This is a genomic window from Paenibacillus sp. FSL H7-0735 (assembly GCF_038008505.1).
GTDB classification, from domain to species: Bacteria; Bacillota; Bacilli; order Paenibacillales; family Paenibacillaceae; genus Paenibacillus_AQ; species Paenibacillus_AQ odorifer.
Genome location: NZ_JBBOZH010000001.1, coordinates 5,965,655 through 5,984,615 on the forward strand (window position 1 = coordinate 5,965,655; position 18,961 = coordinate 5,984,615).

Annotated in this window: 17 protein-coding genes; 8 read left to right on the forward strand and 9 right to left on the reverse strand. The window is 46.9% G+C overall.

The genetic code is table 11. The features are described 5' to 3' along the window. Positions 1 to 61: 61 nt before the first annotated feature. The 8 genes from NSS82_RS26985 to NSS82_RS27020 form a co-directional block, all read right to left on the reverse strand. Positions 62 to 961, reverse strand: a complete 900-nt coding sequence (locus tag NSS82_RS26985; protein ID WP_076272761.1) for a hypothetical protein — start codon at positions 959 to 961, stop codon at positions 62 to 64. A 119-nt stretch (positions 962 to 1,080) separates the two neighbouring features. Further along, positions 1,081 to 1,638, reverse strand: a complete 558-nt coding sequence (locus NSS82_RS26990; protein WP_076272760.1) for a hypothetical protein — start codon at positions 1,636 to 1,638, stop codon at positions 1,081 to 1,083. Between the two features lie 152 nt (positions 1,639 to 1,790). Further along, the gene (locus NSS82_RS26995) at positions 1,791 to 2,207 is read right to left on the reverse strand and encodes a hypothetical protein (RefSeq protein WP_081386625.1); all 417 of its coding nucleotides are present in this window, start codon (positions 2,205 to 2,207) and stop codon (positions 1,791 to 1,793) included. A gap of 32 nt (positions 2,208 to 2,239) precedes the next feature. After that, positions 2,240 to 3,979 carry an ABC transporter ATP-binding protein gene (locus NSS82_RS27000; RefSeq protein WP_076272759.1) on the reverse strand — a complete coding sequence of 580 codons (1,740 nt, stop codon included), beginning with the start codon at positions 3,977 to 3,979 and terminating at the stop codon, positions 2,240 to 2,242. Beyond that, the gene (locus NSS82_RS27005; protein WP_076272774.1) at positions 3,976 to 5,757 is read right to left on the reverse strand and encodes an ABC transporter ATP-binding protein; all 1,782 of its coding nucleotides are present in this window, start codon (positions 5,755 to 5,757) and stop codon (positions 3,976 to 3,978) included. The genes NSS82_RS27000 and NSS82_RS27005 overlap by 4 nt, the downstream gene beginning before the upstream one ends. 172 nt (positions 5,758 to 5,929) lie before the next feature. Beyond that, a complete protein-coding gene (locus NSS82_RS27010; RefSeq protein WP_076103689.1) occupies positions 5,930 to 6,955 on the reverse strand; it encodes a helix-turn-helix transcriptional regulator in 1,026 nt (341 codons plus the stop codon). A gap of 192 nt (positions 6,956 to 7,147) precedes the next feature. Further along, positions 7,148 to 7,909: a SagB/ThcOx family dehydrogenase gene (locus NSS82_RS27015; protein WP_036679680.1), complete on the reverse strand. Its 762-nt coding sequence runs from the start codon at positions 7,907 to 7,909 to the stop codon at positions 7,148 to 7,150. A 166-nt stretch (positions 7,910 to 8,075) separates the two neighbouring features. After that, positions 8,076 to 8,300 (reverse strand): helix-turn-helix domain-containing protein, encoded by a 225-nt coding sequence (locus NSS82_RS27020; RefSeq protein WP_019908812.1) that lies wholly within the window; start codon positions 8,298 to 8,300, stop codon positions 8,076 to 8,078. 215 nt (positions 8,301 to 8,515) lie between these two features. Between NSS82_RS27020 and NSS82_RS27025 the strand changes: the two genes are divergently transcribed. The 8 genes from NSS82_RS27025 (at position 8,516) to nagA (ending at position 17,740) form a co-directional block, all read left to right on the forward strand. After that, complete coding sequence (locus NSS82_RS27025; protein ID WP_169744806.1) at positions 8,516 to 8,683, forward strand: hypothetical protein; 168 nt, start codon at positions 8,516 to 8,518, stop codon at positions 8,681 to 8,683. 795 nt (positions 8,684 to 9,478) lie between these two features. Further along, complete coding sequence (gene efeO, locus NSS82_RS27030) at positions 9,479 to 10,366, forward strand: iron uptake system protein EfeO (protein WP_036679682.1); 888 nt, start codon at positions 9,479 to 9,481, stop codon at positions 10,364 to 10,366. A gap of 5 nt (positions 10,367 to 10,371) precedes the next feature. After that, the gene (gene efeB, locus NSS82_RS27035) at positions 10,372 to 11,709 is read left to right on the forward strand and encodes an iron uptake transporter deferrochelatase/peroxidase subunit (RefSeq protein WP_036679684.1); all 1,338 of its coding nucleotides are present in this window, start codon (positions 10,372 to 10,374) and stop codon (positions 11,707 to 11,709) included. A gap of 400 nt (positions 11,710 to 12,109) precedes the next feature. Next, a complete protein-coding gene (locus tag NSS82_RS27040) occupies positions 12,110 to 13,552 on the forward strand; it encodes an FTR1 family iron permease (protein WP_254924636.1) in 1,443 nt (480 codons plus the stop codon). Positions 13,553 to 13,749: 197 nt separating this feature from the next. After that, entirely contained in the window at positions 13,750 to 14,730 is a 981-nt protein-coding gene (locus tag NSS82_RS27045; protein ID WP_036679686.1) for a LacI family DNA-binding transcriptional regulator, read from the forward strand. 228 nt (positions 14,731 to 14,958) lie between these two features. After that, the gene (locus tag NSS82_RS27050; RefSeq protein WP_036679688.1) at positions 14,959 to 15,837 is read left to right on the forward strand and encodes a MurR/RpiR family transcriptional regulator; all 879 of its coding nucleotides are present in this window, start codon (positions 14,959 to 14,961) and stop codon (positions 15,835 to 15,837) included. After that, entirely contained in the window at positions 15,837 to 16,565 is a 729-nt protein-coding gene (gene nagB, locus NSS82_RS27055; protein WP_036679689.1) for a glucosamine-6-phosphate deaminase, read from the forward strand. The genes NSS82_RS27050 and nagB overlap by 1 nt, the downstream gene beginning before the upstream one ends. After that, the gene (gene nagA / locus NSS82_RS27060) at positions 16,553 to 17,740 is read left to right on the forward strand and encodes an N-acetylglucosamine-6-phosphate deacetylase (protein WP_036679691.1); all 1,188 of its coding nucleotides are present in this window, start codon (positions 16,553 to 16,555) and stop codon (positions 17,738 to 17,740) included. The genes nagB and nagA overlap by 13 nt, the downstream gene beginning before the upstream one ends. A 78-nt stretch (positions 17,741 to 17,818) precedes the next feature. On the opposite strand, the gene NSS82_RS27065 is transcribed toward nagA, so the two are convergent. Then, positions 17,819 to 18,841, reverse strand: coding sequence for a YhcN/YlaJ family sporulation lipoprotein (locus NSS82_RS27065; RefSeq protein ID WP_076272758.1), 1,023 nt, complete (start codon positions 18,839 to 18,841; stop codon positions 17,819 to 17,821). Positions 18,842 to 18,961 lie beyond the last annotated feature (120 nt).

The window sequence follows — 18,961 nt, forward strand, 5'->3', positions numbered from 1 at the left end:
AAAAAACTTATCGTTACTTAGGATACAGTTCGCGTGCTGTCTGTAACGGCAAGTTTCTGTGTTAACTGCTGTGCTCTTTTTCTATTAAAGTGACCATCTCACGCTTCCACTTTTCTCGCTCCTGTGGCGGTATCGGCTCCCCTTTGTCATACAGAAATCTAATCATATAGAACCCATCCTTCGTAAGCAGGCTGGTAACAAGTTCATGCTCTAATACATTATTGTTCATCAACTGCGTCTCCACTACAGAGCTATTATCAGTCTGATGCAATACTTGAGCGGTCAATAAGGTCTCTTGAGAGATATAATCCGCTGTATGCTTCTCTACAGAAGATGCCTCTATCTTATCAAAATAATTAATCGTGAACGTATGCGAAGGTTCGTACCGATGGCATTCTCCTAGCGGATAATATCCGATAAATTGACTGTTACTGTAGATATGGAAGGTTGCAGGTACATAGCTATTAAGCTGAAAATACGGGATGAATCGCGCAATGCCTGAATTGATCTCTTCTCCAGGAGGAATGACCGCATCCACACCACTAAGGAAATCACCCTTCTTATCTACAAAAATCGTGCTATAAGGGCTGTACCTCGTAATCCAAATTGAACCATTCTCCTTCACAGCCTCAACGTAATAACTGATAATTTGATTTCTTTTTTCCTCACGTTCATCGGCGGGGTTGATACAGGTATGAATATGCTTCCGAGTGTATGTAAAGACTGCTTTAGTAGCATCCATTGACAGCAATTCAAATTCGAGAATTTCAGATTTTATATTATAGATTTGAAATGTCATCATTAATTGAAAGTGATTTAAAAAGGAAATTCCCCTCTTATCTGGATGAAATCTTTTGCTCAAACCTTCTTCATCCTTATCCATATAAGCCTGCTCCAAGCCTTCAACCAGGGCCTGCAGTTCCTCTTTTGTGATGCCTTTATTTTTCTTAAAGAAAAACATGTCTTCTCTCCCCTCATCATCAGTCTACTTCCAATTACTTACTCCTATTTATTATACGGGCACACCTGTGTACTTTTCTAGGAATGGTTTCTTTGAGTAGGTATACCTTACAGTCATCCCTACATTTTAAAATGTTCACGAACTAACCTAAATTGTTCTTCTACGCTCATATTTAGTGTTCTTTCTATGGTTTTGATGCCCAGCTTAGTGCAAGCGTTCTTTATTTCATTGGAGAACTTAATCATAGATTTATTACTGTGTTTAATTGTTTCTTCTGGATTTAACGTATAAGCGTTAATGCAGTCCAGAATCATCTTATGGTCTTCTCTAAAGTAATATAATCTCTCTATCTCCGCATCGGACGTATAAAAACATATCATTCTCTTTTCCGGGATAAACGGTATCTCTTCGACCACTTGAAATAACCATTGGCAATGTTCATCTACAGGTTTATTAAACCACTTATTCCCATCTAAACTAGGATTAGGGAATTGAAGGGCAGGATATTCAATAGGACTAGAGAATGGTCTATATTTTAAGAGATCATCCCCTAATGTTTGAAAACCTAATTCCTCTACAAACTTCTTGGTCATAGTAGTCTTTCCAGCACAAGGTCCACCATTTAGCCAATATACATGTTTTAATTGTTCTTTCAAATAATTATTATTTATCTTCATCCAACACACCCCGTTTATATTTAAAAAGCTTACTCTGACACGTTGGTTGTGAGGGGTTGGCGGATTCTTATCTTTCTAGACAAAAAAAGCCTTCCCCACCCTAAAGGGTGAAGAAAGCTTAAATGTGTATCCCCAAATTATGGGCAGCTATATTAGGTTTTCGTACCCGAGGGTGCCTTAGCCAACTGCTCCTCCAGCCACCTTATCGCCTCAGCCTCTCCGGAGAAAGCACCTCCGGGGCAGCCGTAGGTTCTTTTAGTGGACAACGCTGTAACTGGCTTGTAGACAGCAAGCAACTTAGCATTCTGCATTACGACCGCGATGCCTGAACAATATTGGGCGATTTCCCGCTTGTTCATCTTGCACCAGTTCATATACAGCTGTGTGACCGCACGCTCTGGACGTGTGTTTTTCTCAGCAGAATGCACCATCAGCAGGCCGAAGGCAGATCGGCGCGCGAGCAGTTCTTCCCAATAAGCGATATATTCTTCTACTGTCTCCTGATCAAACGCCTCCCCCAAACTAAGGCTTATGATCGGCCAAGCGGATTCATCCTTTGTTATAGGCATACGTTTCCCTCCTAAAATGTGCTGAGCATTGCCTAAGATGTGATGCGGAATCCAACGGACTGCTGTTGCAGCTTCCAGAGCCGGTCGTACAATCCGCCGCGCAGCAGTAAGGCATCATGTCGTCCCTGCTCTACCAGCTGACCGTCTTCCAGTACGATAATGTTGTCCGCACCGCGTATGGTTTTCAGCCGGTGAGCGATAACAATGACGGTCCTGCCCGTAATCAACGCATCAATTCCTTTCTGGATTTCGGCCTCATTCTGCGGGTCAAGCGATGCAGTAGCTTCATCCAACAGCACAATTGGAGCGTTCTTGAGAATCGCACGGGCAATGGAGATCCGCTGCTTCTCCCCTCCGGAGAGCGTGCTTCCGCCTTCGCCTACCGGCGTATCATAACCAAGCGGTAATTTCATGATGAAACCATGGCAGTGAGCCATTTCCGCTGCCTGCTGAATATCCCGCTGCGACGCCCCCGGCCGCCCAAAAGCAATATTGTTCCCAATGGTATCTTGAAACAGGTACACATCCTGAAACACCACCGATACGGATCCTAGCAGATGTTCTGGATCAATCTCCTTGATGTTGCGCCCACCTAGCAGAACACTCCCTTTTTCAGGATCATAGAAACGTGAGATCAGGCGCAGCACTGTACTCTTGCCGCTGCCTGACGGACCCACAATCGCAGTCAGTGAACCTTGCGGCATTTCCAGACTTAAATTTTTGAGAACAGGCTCCCCTCCATAGCTGAAGGTAACATTATCAAACCGAATGGTACTGCTCTTAGGAAGAGGACTCGTATTTCCTGTCATTACCGGCTGGCGCAGCAGGTCTACTATACGTTCACCCGCTTGTTCGTTGTAGCGGAATTCGGCATAATTGGCTAGCGCCGTGGTCAATGGATCATAGATTCGTGTGCCGACAATAAGGAATACTGCCAACTGCAAAATACCGAGCTCCCCGCCTAATAATAGATGAACACCTACGTATATCATTAAGGTCAGCCCCGCACGGAGAAGAGCCATAGCGGTTAGAATAACCGGACCGAACATCCCTTCCAGCTTCACACTTTCCTTCATCAAAGTTTTAAAAGAGTTATCCAAACGGACAAATCGTTCTCCCGTCAGGTTATAGGCTTTCATCACCCGTATGCCGTTCAAGTATTCTTGCAATCGGTTCGCAGCGTTCAGCTTGGCCTTCATATGATCCGCTCCGAGTCTCCGCCGCAGCTTGCCCGATAGATACATGATCAGAAGAGCAACCGGCAGCGCTACGAACATGGAAATCGCCATCCGCCAGTCCAGAAACAGTAAACCAGCAAGTGCAAATATCGGCAGTACAAAAGCCCCCGCAAGCTGTGGCAGCAGATGTGAAATGCCCGTCTCAACGAGCGTGAAATCGCCCATCATCATATTGGCTAAATCACCTGGGTCCCGGCGAGTCAGGTAACCCAGCGGAAGCTTCCGCAGATGTTCTGCTAATTCCGCACGTCCCTGTGCAGCAACATTGTATGCCCCGCGGTAAGCGGTGCGATAGGCGGGAATCTCACTTAGGAACATAAGCACCATGACGGCGACAAGCCCTGCGCAGATCCACCAAAGCCGTTCTGTCTGAAGTTCTGCGCCCACAGTAATATAAGGAGCAAAAATCAACCGCACCGCCTCAATTACAAGCGCGAACGGAAGCACACTAACTAGATTAGCCAGCAAGGAAAAAAGTACAGGCTTCAGCAACTGCTGCGGTTTGCCGGCAGTAATATTATGCAATACCTTCATAGCTGATCCCCTCCTTTTTCCATATGCCAATCTCCGGCGTCACTGTAGGCATGCCACATTTTTGCGTAAAGCCCGTCCGCCTCAATCAAACCTGCGTGCTCTCCACGTTCCACGATTTCTCCATCCCTCAGCACTAGAATTTGTGCAGCTTCACGTATAGAGGAGAGTCGGTGAGCAATGACAATAACCGTCTTGCCGCGCATAAGCTCCGTAAGTGCTAACTGCATATGAAACTCATTTTCTGGGTCGGCAAAAGCGGTCGCTTCGTCGAGCACGAGCACTGGTGCATTTTTGAGGATAGCCCGAGCTACCGCAATGCGCTGCTCCTCACCACCCGAGAGATAGACACCGCCTTCACCAATTAACGTATCGTATCCCTGCGGCAGCCGAGTAATGAACTCGTCGCATTGTGCCGCTCTGGCTGCAGCCTGGACTTCCTCCAGAGTCGCTCCCGGTTTGCCGACAGCAATATTCTCATACAAAGTGTCATAGAACAGGAAGGTTTCCTGAAATACAAAAGCAACTGTATTCATTAATTCATGGATCGCCATATGGCGAATATCGACTCCACCGATGCGGATTGCACCCACTTGCGGGTCCCAAAACCGCGGCACCAAGCTGGCCACCGTCGATTTCCCCGAACCTGACGGCCCTACCAGCGCTGTAACCTTCCCTTGTTCCGCACGGAATGAGACTTCGCTGAGCGCCGCTGCAGTCCCTGCATCTTCACTGTAGGAGAAGGTTACATCCACAAATTCAACGTCAAAAGTATGCGGGCATAGCGGTACAGCTATTTCCGGTACAGGCTGCTGTGCCAAGAGACGGTCCATCCGCTCCACGCCTTCGCCAATATCCCGAGTGCTTGAAGCCAGCAGAAGTAGCTTGTAGAGCGGAGATGAAACGCCGGGCGCCATAATCAGAAAGAACAACAGCACAAGCGCAAAAGACATGGAATCCGGTCGACCGCTTAGCATGAAGACGCCCACCGGCAAAATAAAGGTAAACGGTGACGCCAGCAATGTTTTGAATAAGATATAACCTGTTTGATAACGGTCCGTATACTCCAGACAATAATCGCGGTAGCTGGTCATATCACTGTAGAACTTTCTGAAAGAATGCACCGTCTGCCCAAACACCTTAACCGCCGGCATCCCCCGTACATACTGCACCGCCGAAGTATTGATCTGCTCCAACGAATCATGATACTGCTTCACACTGGCCTTGCCTCTGCTGCTCATCATAAGCGCTGACTGCACACCTAATCCTATAATTATCGGCAGCAGGCAAGCTACCGCCAACGGCGGACTAAGCCAAAACATCGCCACGATCATCAGCACCGTAGAAGCCAGCACGCTGACTAAATCGGGAAGCTGATGCGCTACGAAATTTTCCACCTTGTCGACATTCTGCTCTAGCGTTTTCTTGACCACGCCAGTTGATGTCCCATTCAGGAAACCGAGCGGCAATCTGCCCAAATGCTCGGTCATTCGCACACGCAAATTATATTGAATTCGAAAAGCCGCAATATGCGAGCACATAATACCACAATACGAAGTCACCAGCCCTCCGATTAACCCTCCAAGTGCAATCCACCCCCAGCGGATCATATACGTACCGTCGACCTGTCCAGGCGATGAAGCATGGCGCAGCAGCTCTGCCAAAATGAAATAAACAGACAAAAACGGAATCAGCATTAATACAGCGCTGACAGATGACAATATTCCGGACAAGAGCAGCAAACCTCGCTTCTCTCCGGCGATCTCCAGCAGCCTTGGCATGCCGGTTTTGGTTTTACTCACAGCTGTTCCCCCACTCTTGGTAATTACGCACAAAAAAAAGTGCACTGAGAATGATTCTCTGTGCACTAGTGTATAGGAACGTTGTTCACGATTGCTACCGTTTAAGGGATTATAATTAACCAAATCAGGAGCATCTGTGCAGAATACGGACTTACATCTTAATACCGAAGAGACGCTGCCTGCCGCTGATCAGATATTCTCCTGGACGCACACCGAACTTTTTGCGGAAGGCTGCCGAGAAATGACTCACATTACCGTATCCAACCCTGGAGGCTGCTTCACTTACAGTCATACTCCCTTGTTCCAGCAGCTGCTGCGCTCTCTGCATCCGTTGTTCGATAACGTAAGCATGCACGGTATAACCAAACATTTCCTTAAAGCCCTTTTTCAGCTTAAACTCATTGAGGCATATAATGCGAGAAAGGCCTGCAAGCGTTGGCGGGTGCAAATAATCACGCTGCAAAATCTCCTTAGCGAGCCGCAGGCTCTCCATATCCTCTCTGGACAGCTTGACCGAGCACGGAATCCGCTCTGCTTCATATAAAGATTCATTGAGATAGACAGCCATTAGCTCCAGCATTTTGCCCTCCAGATAAAGTTCACGCATGCCATGGCTATAGGAACAATCCGCAATCTGCGACAGAATGAAGCGGATGGATGGTGTGATGTTATTTTTTCCAAAAAACAAACCCGCACCAGCTCCAATGCGAAGCCGTGTATCTTCGGTCAGACCACTGGTCATCCGCTCAAATTGTGCCGGGCTCATATCTATGCTGATGAATCGGTACCCCGCCCCACTCAGGTATGTGCAGTTTTCACTTCTTACCCCGCCATGAAACAGCGCAATTTCTCCCGTATCTATAATAAAATAGTCCGATTTCAGCGAAGTCCCCCACTCAATGCCATGCCCTATGCAGAAAGCCAGCTCCGTACGCGGAGTGCTAAAATTGCCCTTTGCTTCGATATCCCGATTAAACCGGAGATTAAAATCTGTCATCTGGATATACCCATGGCTAAGCAGGCTGCGGCAACTGCCTTCCCCTATTTCGACTGGGGGTTTAATCTCAAAATGAGCCCCATTAAAACGGTAATTATAATCTACCCCTTCACATGTAAGCGTCTTATGGGCATCAATCGTTTCTGCTTCTTTCAGTCCATTGCTTCGCTCCATGCTCATCCCTGCTTCCTCTTACTTTGGGTTAATTATATATGCAATGAGAATGATTATCAATTAAACATTACGATTTCCTCTTCGTTCAAACTGAGCAGTTGGGCAAATAAGCTGGAATATGAACAAAAAACCTTCCCCACCCCGAAGGGTGAAAAAGGCTTACACGCATCACTTCAAAGACATATCTAGCATTCCTAGCTATTCTCGTTTCTTGCCAACTGCACCAAGATAGATAACAAATTCTTCATCGCCGTCTAATTCTAAAATCTCATCTATCAACTTTTGATCATAGATTCCAATTGCGCAAGCACCTGCACCGATGGATTCGCTGGCTAAATAAAGGTTCTGGCAGACATGTCCAACATCGATGAGGATTTTTTTGTGAGCAGAAATATCGTACTTCCATTCGGAGCGGTAGGGTGTGGTACTCCAGGCAAACAATACAGAAGCCTTTTTGGCAAAGTTAGGGACAAAGGGCTGATCCAAAGTAATAGCATCAATCTTTTGTTCAAGTTGATCTAATTCAAACATAAATAAGAGCTTATGTTCCACAGGCAGATATCTGTAGATCCCTTGCCCAATACCCTCTACACGCATAATCATTAAATAGGTTTCAAAGGTGTGCGTCGCCCCGCTGCAGGGTACAGTCCGCAGCGTAAGTCCGTTCTTATTCATACCGCTAATCCCTTGGGTAGCCCATAATAAATAGGATAACTCCTCCAGACTCACAGTATCCTCAGAATAGAACCGTGTACTTCTTCTTTGATCTATACAATCAAAAATATTTTCTTTACTCACAACGTCTTTGCTGACCTTGGGCAAATCAATAATTAGTGCATCTGAATCAAATGGCTTAACAATTGGCGGTTGTGCAATTCCCTTGATCTTATCTGTTTTGATATGTTTGAATTCATGAAAATTGGATTTCAGAAAATTTCTTTGTTGTTCATATCTGGTCATAACAGATCCTCCTGAACTACCTTAATATCTCTAATTTATCATGTCATAAAAATCATACGGTGATCTAACTCACTCTTCAGTTGTTTTGGTGAGTAAACAAAAAACCTCCCTTTGCCCCGAAGGGCAAAAGAAGGCTTAAACGCGTCACTTCCGAAGACATGGCCAGCTATATTTTCAGCTCCCCAAGCTTGATCAGCTCGACAACCGCTTGTGAACGGCCTTTAACGTTTAGTTTTTGCATTACATTGGAAATGTGGTTTCGAACTGTTTTTTCGCTGATAAATAATAAGCCAGCGATATCACGAGTCGTTTTGTCCTGCACGAGAAGCTCAAAAACTTCGCGCTCACGATGAGTCAACAGAAATTTGCTGTGGTGTTCGTTCCCCTTCAATGGTGTCACCCCTCCTTGCCCTGGGTTTGTTTGGTATAACAAGGTAAAGGGATACAGTCAAAACATATTATGTATTGTTGATGTTAATGGTGCTGTAACAATTATAAAATGGGCTTAGTTCATTCAAATGCAAAAGCCTGAAATTTTCATGAATAAGAACATCTTTTTTCAGGGTAAACTACGGTTTGTTGTTCCTTATTAAAGGAGGTGTATGTATGAGCCATTCAAAAAACAATCAACCCACCAAAGCAGAAGTACAAACTACGAAATTAAACAAATTACCACTCGTAGGTAAATTCGAACCTGAATTTTCTGCAGAGGAAGCTGCAGAAGTGTTCGAAAACCAACCCTCTGCCGATCATGAATCCCATAATGAACGATAAAAAGCAGATGACCTTTGATCTTATTCTTAAGCAGATCAAACCTTCAAAGAATGGGACTGTCGCATTAACAGCTTAATTAACTATAAATGAGACGGTTCGCTTCATTTAAACATCGTAAACAATATAGAGCAGCGATTCGCCATTAATGGGAATCGCTGCTTTATGTTGTGGACCGTCGGCTGCCCGCTCCAATAGTGTATTCATCAGCCCCTACTGAGGCTTTCGGACCCAGATGGCGTTATTTGCAAATTTATCGCCTTTTGAGCGAAGTTTCGGACTCCAGTGACGCTATTCCTTAGAAACAGGCCCATATTCGGTACTTTTCAAGTCAATAGTGACTATGCGGTCCGATAGCGACTCAAATATCGAATAATGCTGCATTTAGTGTCATCTGAGTCCTTTAGTTACTGCGTATGCCCAAAGATCAACTTGTCGGTTACTGCTGACTACGCATAAAGGTTCGCTGGGGCCTTTACTGCTGCGTACGCGCAAAGGTTCGCTGGGGCTAGAGCTGAGTTCGTTGTTGCTGAATATGCGAAGAGAATAGTTGGGCCGATTACATAGTACTGTGTACGTTCGCTTGTTCGCTGGGGCGGTTACTATTCTGCTTTTTCAATTGTAATCGGATACATTACCACAAACCATACTCCCAACCCTGGGAGTTTTTTGTCGGGCAATTATTACAATGAGATACATCACATTTTTATATTGACAGTAATTGTATACGGACTTATGATAAGTCCAGCATAATTGATAACGATTATCATTTAGATATAAAAAAGGGGTGTTTTTTTAATGAAATTTACTTATGCGGTGCCTGCAGGTCTGCTTGCAGCCTCCATACTATTTACCGGATGTGCCAATAACAACAATTCTACAAATACTGCTACCAACAGCACTACAGCCACCAACACACCGACGACTGCTGCGGCTACCAACACACCGGAGACTGCCGCCGCTGACTTCACGTCAGCTATAGATCAATATCGCACATACGTCATCCAGCAATGTGATGAATTTGTTAAGCAAACAGAGAGTTTCACCAACGCTGTAAAAGAGGACAAGATTGATGAGGCTAAGGCGCTCTATGCTCCTGCCCGCATGTATTATGAACGGATTGAGCCTATTGCAGAAGCACTTGGCGACTTGGACCCAAATATCGATGCCCGGGAAAATGATGTAGATGCGGCAGAGTGGCGCGGTTTCCACAAGCTTGAGAAAGCACTCTGGCAGGACAATACAACTAAAGATATGACAGAAGTTGCTGACCAATTGTTGAAGGATGCACAGCTGTTACGTGCGAAAGTTGAGACCGTTGAGATCGACGCGAATCTGCTCGTAACTGGTGCTGTTGAGCTTTTAAATGAAGTCTCCTCCTCCAAAGTAACCGGAGAGGAAGAACGTTACTCGCACACAGACCTGTATGATTTCGTCGCAAACGTTGAGGGCGCGCAAAAGATATACGAGCTGTTAAAACCAGAACTAGCTAAAAAGGATGCCGATCTTGAAAAAACCATTGGTGAACGATTCGCTGCCTTGCAAGCTGAGCTTGCCCCTTTCAAATCCGGAGATGGATATGTTTCCTATGAAGAGCTGAAAGAAGATGAAGTACGTAAACTGAGTCAGAATTTGGACGCCTTGGCTGAGCCATTGTCCAACATGGGAACTATTCTAGGAGTGTGACCCTCATGAATAAACATAACAAGTTCACTGGAGTACCAGGTAATCCTGAAAGTCCCCCTCTTAATGATCAATCGAAGAACCAGCCTATATTTGGTAAAAAATTAAGCCGCCGCGATATGCTGCGGCTTACTGGCGCCACTGGCCTTGGTCTTTTGTTAGGGGGCGGAGGTGTCGGTGGAATTATAGCTGCGCGTAATGCTGTAGCTGAGCCAACGAAAGCCGCAGAAGGTGATTCCAGTTCCATTCCTTTTTATGGGAGCCATCAGGCGGGAATTTTGACACCTGCACAAAACTTTATTTATTTTGCTGCCTTTGATTTCACCACAACCAAACTGGCCGATGTGAAAAAACTAATGCAAGCATGGACCACTGCCGCTGCCGCTCTTACTACTGGCGAGCTTATTGGTGACGTAAATGACAATCCCAATCTTCCGCCCTCAGACACCGGGGAAGCGGACGGGCTAAACCCTGCACGGTGTACGCTGACCTTTGGTGTTGGCCCTTCCTTTTTTGATGAAAGATTCGGCTTAGCTTCGAAACGCCCAGCCCTATTGGCCGATCTTCCGGCATTTGCGGGTGACAATCTTGATCCGAAATGGTGTGGCGGGGATATTTGTGTGCAAGCCTGTGCCGATGATCTGCAGGTTGCATTTCATGCGATCCGCAATCTGGCTCGTATTGCCCGGGGGACTGCTGTACTACGCTGGACACAGGAAGGTTTTCAACGCACTGGAGCAGCGGATCCCAAGGGGGCTACGCCACGCAATCTTTTGGGTTTCAAAGACGGCACGGGCAATCCCGATACAACTGATAACGCTGAAATGAACAAAGTGGTCTGGAACAGCAGCAGTGACGGTCCTTCTTGGATGAGCGGCGGCACTTATATGGCGGTACGCCGGGTGCGTCTGCGTATTGAAGTCTGGGATCGGTCTTCGCTAAGTGATCAGGAGGCTACCTTCGGGCGTTATCGTCACACCGGAGCTCCACTCGGAGCTAAGGATGAATTCGATGAGTTGGATCTTTCAGCGGCGGACGCTTTCGGGAAACCTGTCATTCCGGCGAATTCACACTCCGCATTGGCGCATGGTGACGGTACAGTCAAAATGCTGCGCCGCTCCTACTCTTTTTCCAGCGGTTTGGATGTCACCACGGGCCAGCTTGATGCAGGTTTGTTATTCATAAGCTTTCAACGTGATTTAATGAAACAATTCGTTGCCATTCAGCAGCGCCTCTCTAAGACTGATCTCCTGAACGAATATATGACTCACACCGGCAGCGCGGTATTTGCCTGCTTCCCGGGTATCCGCAGTGGCGGCTTTATCGGGGAAACACTACTAAGCTAAATTTATGGCTGTCCATTATTGAAGGGGGATTATCCCGATGTTATCTCTTACGCATCCTAAACGGCAAATGCCAAAGGTTGCCTTGCTGATTCTTTTTGGCTTTTTGTGTATGCTTTTGCTCTCCAGCCCCGCGGGGGCGGAGGGCGATGGCACGGTCGACGAGCTCCTGCCGCCGGTCGGCAGCGCGCTCGTCGAAGCCGGCCAGAGCCGCTGGGACGCGGCCGCCGCCGATGTAGAAGTGTTCGCTGCGCTGTGGCGCACCGCGAACACAGGCACGCCGGACCCGGCACTCGCCGGTCCGGCTGCTGCCGTTGACGCCGCGCTTGCAGACGCGGCGAAAGCCCTTGCGGCGGGCGGCGGCGAGCCCGCCAAAACCGCACTGTCCACGCTCGCGAGAAGCGTGGACGCGTACGTCACCGCCGCCTCCGGCACGGTCGGCGGTGACACTGGAGCCGCCGGACGCGAGACGGCGGCGAAGCTTTTGCCCGCGGCGGAACGCACGCGGGATGCGGCGCGCAGCGCCGACTGGAGCGCGGCAGCGGCAGCGTACCGCGACATCGTCAGCGGATGGAAGCCGGCGGAGCGCAACATCCGGGCGGACGATTCCGCCGTCTACAGCCTGCTGGAGACGCGAATAAGCCTGCTGCGGATTGCGCTGCAGGCTGAACCGCTCCGTGAGGCGTCGGCGAAATCGGAAGCAGAAGCACTATATCAGCTGCTGGCTGATTACAGTGAAGGCAAAACCATTGACGCTGGGGACACTTCCAGTGAACCAGCTTCTATAGAGGGATTAATCAACTACCTGAACAAAGCATCCTCCGCTGCCAAAGACAATAACAGCACAGAGGCCGCTAACATCATGGAGCAATTCATCGTAGCCTGGCCTTCTGCCGAAGGGCAAGTCCAGATCGCCTCACCAACAGTCTACAACAATATCGAAAACGAGAGTGCGGCTGTCACAGGTTACCTGCTCTCAAATCCACCTAAACTGGATCAAGCTTTAACCATCATGGACAATATGCTTAGTGAACTAACGCCTTTGGCTGGTGAGACCACTTATAATGCTTGGGATGCCGCTTTGATTCTGTTGCGCGAAGGACTTGAGGCTATTCTCGTCTTGTCAGCTCTTCTTGCTTACCTGAAACGTGATGGCAACGCCAAAGCGCAAAAATGGATCTGGTCCGGTGCAGCTGTCGGCCTCACTGCAAGTATCGGATTGGCTGTTGTGCTCACTTATACCATTTCTCGGGCAGCTTCCGGGGGAGCGCGGGAGATGATTGAAGGGATTACTGGTCTTGTCGCGGTAGTTATGATGCTCACCATCGGACGCTGGTTGCATAGCAAATCAAACACTGCGAACTGGAACAACTACGTGGGTAGGCAAGTTGATGGCGCGCTGGCCAAAGGAAACCTTTGGTCACTGTCCTCCGTTGCAGCGCTTGCGATTTTACGTGAAGGTGCAGAGACTACTATTTTTTATGTGGGCATGGCTCCATCCATCAAGCTGTCTCAATTACTGCTTGGGATTGGATGTGCTCTGATTATTCTTGGTATTGTAGGCTATGCAATGATTGCCTTGAGTGCAAAATTGCCGATTGCCGCCTTCTTCCGTACAGCTACAATTCTTATTTATTACCTAGTATTCCGCTTTCTTGGGGAGAGCATTCACTCGCTTCAGGTCGCTGGCAAACTTCCTGCGCATGTACAAGAGGGCTTGCCTTCAATTAACTGGCTTGGCATGTATCCAACTTGGGAAACCTTGCTTCCACAGCTGCTTGTCCTGCTGTTTATTGTGTGGGAGCTGCTTCGGAACAGATCGCCAAAAGCTTCACGAACAGCTTAGTTTTATTAATACAATAGATCTACCGGTCCGTCACGCCCTTGTGGTTACGCCGGTTTAGTCCGGTAATCTCTTGCATTTACAGTCTAATTTATGAAATGGATTCCATAGCAAGCTTTTTATTTGGGAGGTTATTTGCGGACAATATGATAAAATAAAATGATTATACACAAGCACCAAAGGGAGGCTGTTGTACTCTAATGGCTAATATTAAAGAAATTGCCCGTATGGCTGGTGTTTCCGTGACAACAGTCTCGCGGGTGCTCAATAATCACCCTTATGTAAGTGAAGTCAAACGAACCGCAGTTCTAACTACAATTGAAAAATTAAACTACACGCGTAATATGAACGCTGTGCATCTGATCACTGGGCGGACTCAAGCTATAGCTGTTATTATTCCGTATACCAACTTATTTTATTTCTCAGTCATTATAGCAGGCTTGGCTCAAGAAGCACTGCTGGCTCAATACCGGCTCGTTCTGTGCCAAACCGATTATCGTACTGAAGAAGAAATTAAGGTGCTTGAGATGCTGCGCAATAAAGAAATTGACGGTGTGGTTATGGTCTCTTCAACAATGAGCTCAGAAGCTATTGAAGAATATACAGCTTATGGCCCTATTGTGGTATGTCAGGATAGAGGAGAACGCCAATTTTCTTCTGTATATATTGAGCATTATTCTGCTTTTCGCAGCGGCCTTCAATATTTGAATGATAAAGGTTACCGCCATATTGGCTACTGTGAAGGAAGACCATACGGCAGCAGCAGCTCTATCCGACAAATTGCCTTTAGAGACTTTCTGGCGGCTACAGATCAGCCTTACATTGATGAATGGATGATCTATAACTGTGTGACCGAAGAGGACGGTGCCCGCGTACTACACCAACTGCTGCAGATGAAGAATCGTCCTGATGCCCTGATTATTTCAGCAGGCGATCATATAGCGGCCGGTTTAATCATCGAAGCTTGGAAAAAGGGTATCCGCATTCCTGAGGATCTGGCCGTCATCGGATTTGATGATCAGCCTATCGGCCGAACGTTAGGTCTGACCACTGTAGATAATCAGTTAACTGAAATGGGCATATCCGCTTTTCGGATTATCTATGATCAGATCCAGCGAAATGATGGACAACCCGTTCACCGCAAGCTTGAGTACCGTATTATAGAACGCAATACAGTATAGCATCCCTTTTATCTTATATCTCCGTAATTACATCATTTAACGGTCCACTTTGCAGCCTTCTGCGAGTAGGCCGTTTTTTATTTTTGCATATTCCCCTCAAGTATTCATTTTTATCCCTTGCTTCCGAATGGAATTTGTTTTATCCTAAGTATGAAAATAATTTTCTACATTTAGTTAATAATTATAAAAATAATTTCAATACCCCATTGAAACGAGGTGGATGAATGGATGTCCCCAATACTGCATGCACTCGAGCATGAGAAGGCCAAGCTCTCTCAAATGGAACGAAAGCTGGCTGAACGAATTCTCTCCTCACCAGGCGAAATCGTTCATATGGGCATTACAGAATTAGCAGAACAATGCGGAATAAGCCCGGCAACGATCACACGTTTCTGTAAGGTGCTTCATTTTAAAGGCTTCCCCGACTTCAAGGTGAAGCTGGCAGCAGAAATTGCTCATAGTGATGCCGCGCCGCAGGATGGTGGCTCTTCTTATCAAGATATTGTAGCAGGCAACCCACTCTCCGTGATTGTGGAAGCGATGCAGACGAACCATCTGACCTCCATCAGGGACACTACTTCCCTGTTAGATCTGGAGCGACTGCAGGCAGCAGTTAATTTATTGTGCCAAGCACGCCGCGTTGATCTATACGGGATGGCGACCTCTTCCATTGTTGCTCAGGATTTCTATCAGAAGCTGATCCGCATAGGCGTAAATTGCACTGCTTTTGCTGATTCCCATATGCAGATTACCTCTGCTTCATCACTCTCCGAAGGTGATGTCGTGTTCGCAGTATCCTATTCGGGAGAGACTCCCGAGACCATTGATGCCTTGATGTGTGCGAAGGCTAGCGGAGCAAGCACTATCGCACTAACCTCTTATGGCAGCAGCACCTTGGCTACTCTGGCGGATATCCCCCTATTCTCCTCATCTTTGGAGAAAGGTATGCGCCGGGGAGACATGGCCTCACGCATAGCTCAGCTTCACATCATTGATATTTTGTTCACTGGAATGGTCAGCACCCGTTTTGGGGATTTTATTCCTAGACTGGAGCAATCTTATCTCAATGTCCAACAATACCGAAACAAACGAGGAGGACAATCCTAATGAATATTCTAAAGTTCCATAGTGATGAAGATTTCGTACAAACGGGTGCGAATCTTATCGCCAGCCTGCTGCAAAGCAATCCTAAAGCCGTGCTCGGTCTTGCGACCGGAAGCTCCCCAGTTGGTGTTTATGCCAAATTGGTTGAAATGCACCAAAAAGGACTTGTGAGTTTCTCTAAAGCAACTTCCTTTAATCTGGATGAGTATATTGGCTTGCCTGTCGACCATCCACAGAGCTATCGCAGTTTCATGAACGAGCAATTATTTAACCATATAGATATTGATCCAGGACAGACACATATCCCTAACGGAAACGCAGCGGATATGGAAGCAGAATGCCTTGCATACGATAAAATGCTGGAAGAAAACGGACCCGTTGACTTGCAGATTCTCGGTATTGGCAGCAACGGCCACATTGGATTCAACGAACCCGATGCTAACCTCAGCAGCAAAACCCATGTCGTTGACCTGCTTGATGATACCCGGGAAGCGAATGCCAGATTCTTCGACAGTTTGGACGAGGTACCTCGGCAAGCGATCACAATGGGCATTGGAGGCATCCTAAAAGCACGCCAAATTCTCTTATTAGTTCGTGGTGCCGGCAAAGCTGAAGCCATCCGCAATGCTGTTGAAGGCCCGATTACAACCCAATGCCCTGCATCCTTGCTGCAGAGCCATCCAAATGTAATCGTTCTCGTAGATGAAGGAGCAGGCAAATGGCTGAAATAAATAAAGAACTAGAACAGTTGCTGTTCGGTAAGGTACTGACTCCCCAAGGTTTAATTGAGCATGGTGTGATTGCCGTATCTGGAGAGCAGATCCACTATGCTGGCGATGCGGCTTGGCTCCCAGAGCGTTACGCTCATTGGCCTGCCAGTGGTCAAGCAACGGATCTTCTGATCCCCGGATTTGTAGATGTACATGTTCATGGTGGAGCTGGCCACGACTTTATGTACAGTGATACTGAATCGCTGAATGCCATCACTAAGTTCCATAGTTCCCAAGGAACAACAACAATGCTGGCTACAACCATGACCGCTTCCAAGTCTGCTATTGACCAAGTATTCTCCGAAGTCAGCGCTTATCGTGCTGCTGAAATGCCTTACACACAAATTGCAGGCATGCATCTGGAAGGACCCTTCATCAGCCCGAAATGGTCCGGCGCACAAAATCCAGAGCATATTGTTCCTGCCAATATTGAGTGGCTAGCACAATGGGAGAACGATTATCCAGGAATGATCCGGCAAGTCACGCTTGCTCCGGAACGTGAAGGTGCCCTCGAAGCTATTCTCTGGCTGCGCAAGCACGGTATAACTGCAGCGCTCGGGCATACGGATGCTTCCTTTGAAGAGGTTATTGCCGCAGCAGATGCTGGACTTAACCAAGCTGTGCATATGTTCAATGCGATGACACCCCTACATCACCGTAAACCTGGAGCGGCTGGAGCTATTTTGTTCGATAAACGCATTCGCGCAGAGATTATAGCCGACGGGATTCATGTTCATCCCGCAGCCATTTCTATATTGACCCGTCTCAAGAAAGAGAACAATTTATTACTGATTACTGACGCCATGTCTGCAACTGGACTTAGTGATGGTGAATATACAATTGGTGATTTACCTGTACTCGTTCAAGATGGCATCGCCACCCTTAAAGATAATCCTGCTGCTCTAGCTGGAAGCACACTAACGATGATTCGCGGCTTCCGTTATCTGATCCAAGAGGTAGGACTCAGCTTGGAAGAAGCCTCCCGTGCTGCAAGCCTTACGCCAGCGGCGTCCATTGGAATGGAGCGTAGCATTGGTTCCTTGGAGGCTGGAAAACGCGGCGATATCCTGCGCCTTGATGCTGAATTTAATATTTGCGGCGTATGGATCGGCGGACGTCCAATCACCACTTCATAAAATTAGCTCCAAACAAAAAAGCAACAATTCTCTCCAGATGGTGAGATTGTTGCTTTTTTATTTAGATCACAAAAATCATTAATAATTACGTGTTGGAAAAATTCGTTCAACCATGGTACGGAATTCATCCACAAATCCTTTTATCGGATGACCAGCACGAGCCTCTTCAGCATAAACATTAGCGCGTTCCACGAAGTCAGGATTTGCTGATACGTATACATCCTTAATTCTCGCATCATGTTTTTTAACTTCTGCAGCAATTTTATCTTTAATTGCTTTGGTAACTGTTTCTGTTTCTCTTGTATTTATGGTGTTATTTGAGTTATTCGTGCTATTGGTGTTGTACATATGCGTCGAATTACTTCTGTAATTCGTGTCATGGGTACTAGGAGTGGTACTGCGCATGCCCATTCCAGTTCCCATACCTTTTCCCATCCCCATATCTACATCATGTTTCGAGCCATCGCTGTTCAGCAGAGGACCATTATTATAAGTATGGTTTCTTGTCGTACCTGTTCCCATAGTACCTGTACCTGTACCCAACATACCCGCTCCCAAATTACCCATACCATTGATTCCATTTCTGGTTGCCGGTCCAGTACTTGTTGTACCAGGAACTGTATTTACAGTACCTCTTAAGGCTCCGTTCATACCATTTGTTACGGCTCCAGTATCATTCATTCCATCACGGCCAATTTTCACTCTTCCTGTACCAGACATTACGCCAGTCGGTCCATAATTGTGAGGAGTGGTTGAAGATTTTGCCCGATACGATGGAGTCCCTTTGGCACGCAAGCCAGCAGTTGCATCATTTAAAGTTACTGCTACATACGCGCTTTTACCTGCAAGCATTACATTCGCTGAACGGACTTCAGGCATAGCAGCAATCCGGTCTGCAAGCTCCTGACTAACTTCCATCTTAGTGATGTTATGCGTGCCACCGCGTACGGAATTTACACCAATACGCCCATCATCTACTCCCCGGACACTATTGGTTTGCACATTAGATTTTTCTGCCGTATTGGTTCCACACCCTGTAATACTCACCAAGCCGAGAAGCAATGCAGCTGAGACTGACATACTGATCTTGGATCGCAACATGAATTCATCCTCCATCTCTAATGTTGTATGTGTGCAGTGTACGATCGTTAGGATGACCTTCTGAAGAACAAGCTATCCTGAAAGGATTTGGAACTATGCCACTTTGACCGTCACCCGCGA